6 protein-coding genes are annotated in these 5917 nt (G+C 72.3%); 4 read left to right on the forward strand and 2 right to left on the reverse strand.

From position 1 onward, the window contains the following. Positions 1-58: 58 nt before the first annotated feature. Positions 59-1498 carry an amino acid permease gene (locus tag ACFQ8C_RS36165; protein WP_383466098.1) on the reverse strand — a complete coding sequence of 480 codons (1440 nt, stop codon included), beginning with the start codon at positions 1496-1498 and terminating at the stop codon, positions 59-61. Between the two features lie 219 nt (positions 1499-1717). On the opposite strand from ACFQ8C_RS36165, the gene ACFQ8C_RS36170 reads away from it, so the two are divergent. Together ACFQ8C_RS36170 and ACFQ8C_RS36175 are read left to right on the forward strand one after the other, a co-directional pair. Beyond that, entirely contained in the window at positions 1718-2212 is a 495-nt protein-coding gene (locus tag ACFQ8C_RS36170) for a ribose-5-phosphate isomerase (RefSeq protein ID WP_376252572.1), read from the forward strand. Then, on the forward strand, positions 2212-3018 hold the full coding sequence (locus tag ACFQ8C_RS36175) for an Fpg/Nei family DNA glycosylase (RefSeq protein ID WP_383466099.1): 807 nt from the start codon (positions 2212-2214) through the stop codon (positions 3016-3018). Before ACFQ8C_RS36170 ends, ACFQ8C_RS36175 begins: the two co-directional genes overlap by 1 nt. 25 nt (positions 3019-3043) lie before the next feature. Here ACFQ8C_RS36175 and ACFQ8C_RS36180 read toward each other — a convergent pair whose 3' ends face one another. Next, positions 3044-4276 (reverse strand): GNAT family N-acetyltransferase, encoded by a 1233-nt coding sequence (locus tag ACFQ8C_RS36180; protein WP_383466101.1) that lies wholly within the window; start codon positions 4274-4276, stop codon positions 3044-3046. A 106-nt stretch (positions 4277-4382) separates the two neighbouring features. Between ACFQ8C_RS36180 and ACFQ8C_RS36185 the strand changes: the two genes are divergently transcribed. Continuing rightward, positions 4383-5525, forward strand: a complete 1143-nt coding sequence (locus tag ACFQ8C_RS36185; protein ID WP_383466102.1) for a PP2C family protein-serine/threonine phosphatase — start codon at positions 4383-4385, stop codon at positions 5523-5525. A gap of 138 nt (positions 5526-5663) precedes the next feature. After that, complete coding sequence (locus ACFQ8C_RS36190; RefSeq protein ID WP_383466104.1) at positions 5664-5858, forward strand: hypothetical protein; 195 nt, start codon at positions 5664-5666, stop codon at positions 5856-5858. Positions 5859-5917: the final 59 nt, after the last annotated feature.

Raw genomic sequence — 5917 nt, forward strand, 5'->3', positions numbered from 1 at the left:
GCTCCTCACGGAGCGCGGGCCCTTTCCCGTACCCCCGGCGGAAGCCGGAGGAGACGGCCTAGACGCGGGAGGCGGCGGTCTTCCTGACCCGCTCGCGGACCAGCGCGATCGCCAGCACCAGCGCGGCCACCAGCAGCGAGAGCACGACCTGCTCCCGGGCGCTGCCGCCGTCGTAGATCATGTAGCCGAGGACGAAGACGATCATGCCGATCGTCGCCCACGTCAGGTACGGGAAGAGCCACATCCGCACGACCAGCTTCTCCGGCGACTCGCGCAGGATGATCCCGCGCATCCGCAGCTGGGTCACGCAGATGACCAGCCAGACGAAGAGCGCGACCGCGCCGGAGGAGTTCAGCAGGAAGGCGAAGACGGTGTCGGGCCACTCGTAGTTGAAGAAGACCGCGACGAAGCCGAAGACCACCGAGGAGAGGATCGCCGCGCGCGGCACGCCCCGCTTGTCGACCTTGGCGAAGGCCTTCGGCGCGTCACCGCGCTGCCCGAGCGAGAAGGCCATCCGGGAGGCCGTGTAGAGGCCCGAGTTGAGGCAGGACAGGACGGCGGTCAGGACGATCACGTTCATGATCTGACCGGCCGCCGGGATGCCGATGGAGTCCAGGGCGGCGACGTACGAGCCCTTCTCCACGATCGACGGGTCGTTCCACGGCAGCAGCGTCAGGACGATGAAGATCGAGCCCAGGTAGAAGACGCCGATCCGCCAGATCACGCTGTTCGTCGCCTTGGTCACGGCCCGCTGCGGGTCCTCCGACTCGCCGGCCGCGAGGGTCACGATCTCGCTGCCCATGAAGGAGAAGACCACCATCAGGACACCCGTGAGGATCGCGCCCGCGCCCATCGGCATGAACCCGCCCGCGTCGGTGAGGTGCGCGAAGCCCGCGCCCGGGTTGTCCGAGCCCGGCAGCACGCCGAAGACCGCGAGCATGCCGATCACCACGAAGGCGCCGATCGCGACGACCTTGATCCCGGCGAACCAGAACTCGAACTCGCCGTACGAGGCCACCGAGGCGAGGTTCGTCGCGGTGAGCACCACCATGACGATCAGCGCCCACGCCCACTGCGGCACCGCCGGGATCCAGCTCTCCAGGATGACCGCGCCCGCGGTCGCCTCGACGGCCAGCACGACCACCCAGAAGAACCAGTACAGCCAGCCGATGGTGAAACCGGCCCAGCGGCCGAGGGCCTGGTCGGCGTAGGACGAGAAGGAGCCGGAGGAGGGCCGCGCGGCGGCCATCTCGCCGAGCATCCGCATCACGAACACGACCATCGCGCCGACGAGCGCGTAGGAGAGGAGGATCGCGGGGCCGGCGGCGGCGATGCCGGAGCCGGAGCCGACGAAGAGGCCGGCGCCGATGACGCCGCCGATCGCGATCATCGACAGATGGCGGTTCTTGAGCCCGGCCTTGAGGCCGTCGGACGGCGGGGTCCGACCGGGGTCACCGGTGCTGCCGCCTTCCTTGGCGAGGGTCGGCTGCGTGTTCATGAACGCTTCCTTCGGGTGTGGGGGGTGGCTCGGGTCGCGAGCCGGAGCCATGTAACCCGGCGACCGGCCAGTACGGAAGGCTTGGCTCCGGATCGTGATTCAGGACATATTCGGGTCATAAGGTCCGGACCAGCCGGGACGGAGGTCCATGACCCGTCGGGACCAAGGTCCCGACCCCGCTGACGCCTGCCCCGTCCCGGCCGTGCCACACTCGGGTCCATGCGCGTCTACATCGGTTCCGACCACGCCGGCTACGAACTCAAGACCCACCTCGTGGAGTGGCTCAAGGCCCACGGCCACGAGCCCGTCGACTGCGGTCCCCACATCTACGACGCCCTCGACGACTACCCGCCGTTCTGCCTGCGCGCCGCCGAGAAGACGGCCGCCGACGCGGACGCCCTCGGCATCGTCATCGGCGGCTCGGGCAACGGCGAGCAGATCGCCGCCAACAAGGTCAAGGGCGTCCGTGCCGCCCTCGCCTGGAGCGAGCAGACCGCCGCCCTCGGCCGCGAGCACAACAACGCCAACGTCGTCGCCGTCGGCGCCCGCATGCACACCGAGGAGGAGGCGACCAAGTTCGTCGAGATCTTCCTCGCCACCCCCTACTCCGGCGACGAGCGCCACACCCGCCGCATCGAGATGCTGAGCGCGTACGAGACCACCGGCGAGCTCCCCCCGATCCCGGCCCACCACCCGCAGGAGCCCACCGCCTGATGCCCGAAGGGCACACCATCCACCGGCTGGCCGCCGACCACCGCGAGCGGTTCGGCGGCCGGCCCGTGCGCGTCTCCAGCCCCCAGGGCAGGTTCGCCGGCTCCGCCGCCCTGCTCGACGGCTCCGTCCTGGAGACCACCGAGGCCCACGGCAAGCACCTCTTCCTCGGCTTCCCGCGCGACGAGTGGATCCACATCCACCTCGGCCTCTTCGGCAAGGTGGACTTCGGCGACGCCCCCGCGCCCCCGCCCGCCGGGACCGTACGCCTGCGCCTCGCCGACCCGGAGTCGTACGTCGACCTCCGCGGCCCCACCACCTGCGCGCTCGTCACCGACGCCGAGAAGCGGGCGATCCACGACCGCCTGGGCCCGGACCCGCTCCGCCCCGCCGACGACCCCGACAAGGCGTGGCGCCGCATAGCCAGGTCCCGCACGACGATCGCCGCCCTGCTCATGGACCAGAAGGTCATCGCCGGCGTCGGCAACGTCTACCGGGCCGAGGTCCTCTTCCGCCACGGCATCGACCCCTACCGCGCGGGCAAGGACCTGACGGAGGGGGAGTGGACCGCGATCTGGCAGGACCTGAGGTTCCTGATGCGCGAAGGCGTCCGCCTCAACCGCATCGACACGGTCCGCCCCGAACACACCCCCGAGGCGATGGGCCGCCCCCCGAGGGTCGACGACCACGGCGGCGAGGTCTACGTCTACCGCCGCGCCGACCTGCCCTGCCACGTCTGCGGCACCGCGATCAGAACGGCCGACCTGGCCGCCAGGAACCTCTTCTGGTGCCCCGGCTGCCAGCCCTAGGCCGCCTCCCCCGCCGCGCCCGCCCCTAGAACCCGTGCGGCAGCCAGGGCGCGAGACCGGACCCGAACGCGAGCGACGCCTCCGCGAGCGCCCCGCCCCGCAGCTCGGTGACCCGCCCGGCGAGGGCCAGCGAGGCCAGCGACGTGCCACCCAGGTACGCGGCCCCCAACTCCCGCACGGACAGCGCGAGATCGGCCGCGTCGGCGGTCCGCGAACAGACCGCGCCCTTCGCGTCCCCCGACAGCCGCCACCGCCCCGCGTTCCACGGACAGAACGCGTCCTCGACCTCGAACACCACGTCCACCGGCGTCTGGTACGTCCGCGCCTCCAGGGCCGCCCCCACGTCCACGAGCCGCGCGAACAGCTGCTCCCGCACGGTCGGTTCGCACCGTCGTACGTCGGAGACCAGGTGCAGCCACGCCGAGTCCACCGGCGCGCTGTGCACCCGGACCTTCGACGTCAGGTCGACCGAGCAGAGGAACCGCCACAGCGCCGCCTCCGCCGCCGCGTCGAGCCCGTGGAGCTCGTGCACCGTCACCGAGCCGTCCGCGCCGGCCCAGGTCCAGTCCGCCTTGATCGCGTAGTAGGCGTATCCGACGACCTCCCCGTCCCGCTCCGCCAGCACGCACAGCCGGGGCGAGGCGCCGTTCCGCGACCCCGGCGGGTCGAGCAGCGGCAGCCGCTCCCAGCCGGGCCGCCGGGCCAGCATCCCGGGCCGGCGCGGCACCATCCGCGCGTACACCGCCTCCGTCGCCGCGGAGGACTCCGCTAGCGGCACCATCCGCAGCGCCACCGCGTCCGTCCCGGCCGGCACGTCGAGCCGCACCCGGGTCGTGTCGACGACCGCCCGCTGGGCCCAGCTCGCCGCCGCGTACCCGAACCGCCCGTAGATGACGGACTCCGAGGCGGTGAGCACGGCCAGCGGCTCGCCCAGCTCCCGCACGTCGTCGAGCTGCCGGCGCATCATCGAGGTCAGGATCCCGCGCCGCCGATGCGTTCCGGCCACGCCCACCATCGTGACCCCCGCCGCCGGCACCGAGGCCCCGCCCGGCACCGTCAGCCGGAACGAGAAGGCCCCCGCCGTCCCCACCGGCCGATCGCCGCCGTCCCAGACCGCCAGCGAGCGCTCGCACTCGGTCAGGTCCCGCCACAGCGCCCGCTCCTCCGGCTCCTCCGGCACACCGCCGAAGGCGAGCTCCAGCGTCGCGAACCAGCGATCCCACTCCGCAGGGTCGAGGACCCGCAGTTCAGTCGTCATATGCCATCGATATCAGCGCTCCCCGCCCGAGGCGACCCGATTTCACGCACCTTGTCACAGGGGTACCCCTGCACGGGAGCGGCCGGGGTGGATAGGGTCCAGGCCAATGGCCCAGCACGGAGCGAACACGTACGCGGCCCGGCTGCGCAGGCGCGCCCACCGGGCCCGCGTCGCGCTGCGCCGGACCGGCGTCGACTACTTCCGGGGCGGCGCCTCCGACCGCCTCGCCCTCGCCGGGCTCCTCCTCACCATCCCCGCCATCGTCTGCGGCACCGTCCTCGACCCGGTCTGGTGCTCGCCCGCCGCCCTCGTCCTGCCGATCGTGGCCGGCGGGCTGCTGCTGCGCCCCGCCAGCCTCCTCGGGCTGTACGCGGCGTCCGCCGGCGGCCTGATCGTCGAGTCCGCGATCCTCGGCCCGTACGGGGAGGGGCCCGCCCGCGTCACCCCCGGCACCGTCCTGGTGGTCGCCGCCTGCGGTCTCTTCGGCCTGCTCATCGCCCAGTTCCGGGCCAGGGTCGGGGTGCCCTGGCGGCGCGGCGGCACCATGCTCTTCGACCTGCGCGAGCGGCTCCGGGTGCAGAGCGCCCTGCCCCGGCTGCCGCGCGGCTGGCACCGCGAGATGGCGCTCCGCCCGGCCGGCGGCCAGTCCTTCTCCGGCGACTTCGTCGTCGCCGCCCGCACCCACGGCGGCCGCACCCTGGAGGTCGTCCTCACCGACGTCTCCGGCAAGGGCATGGACGCGGCCTCCCGCTCCCTGCTGCTCTCCGGCGCCTTCGGCGGCCTCCTGGGCTCGCTCCCGCCGCACGGCTTCCTGCCCGCGGCCAACGGCTATCTGCTCCGGCAGAACTGGGACGAGGGCTTCGCCACCTCCATCCACCTCGTCCTCGACCTGGACTCCGGCGACTACGAGCTCTTCTCCGCCGGCCACCTCCCCGCGCTCCAGCTCCACTCCGGCACCGGCCGGTGGGAGGAGAAGGACGGCGACGGCCCCCTCCTCGGCGTCTACGACGGCGCCGAGTTCCACCCGGTCAAGGGAACCCTGCACCCCGGCGACGTCCTGATGCTCTTCACCGACGGCCTGGTCGAGGCCGCCGACCGGGACCTCGCCGAGGGCATCGACCGCCTCACCGGCGAGGCCGACCGCTGCGTCCCCGCCGGCTTCGAGGGCGTCGCCTGGCACCTGATCGAGGCGGTGGCCAAGGACGTCAACGACGACCGGGCCCTCCTCCTCATCTCCCGCCAGGCCTGAACCTTCCGCCCCCGCCGGGCGTCCCACGATTCGTCACCCGCCGTTGAGGGCAACGGGGTTGGTGGCACGATAGAGGCGCGGGGGTGTCCGGATATACACCCCGGGGCCAGGTGGGACCGACCTAGGGTGTGATCAGTTGTGGCGATTTCGCTGTCCGCGGTGCTGTTGTTGGGGATCGTCCTCGTGGTGCTGATCCGAGGAGGCAGCCTCAAGGCCGGACCCGCCGTGGTCGCCGTCCTCTTCGGCTTCTTCCTCGCCTCCACGGGCATGGCCGACGACATCGAACGCTTCCTGAACTCGATAACCCAGACGATCAGCGCCATCAAGTTCTGACGGAAACGGCCGGGAAGCGACCGGAAACGGCTCCGGGCCCGGTTCCTCGTCGAGGAACC

It is taken from the genome of Streptomyces sp. NPDC056503, from assembly GCF_042794995.1.
Lineage (GTDB): Bacteria > Actinomycetota > Actinomycetes > Streptomycetales > Streptomycetaceae > Streptomyces.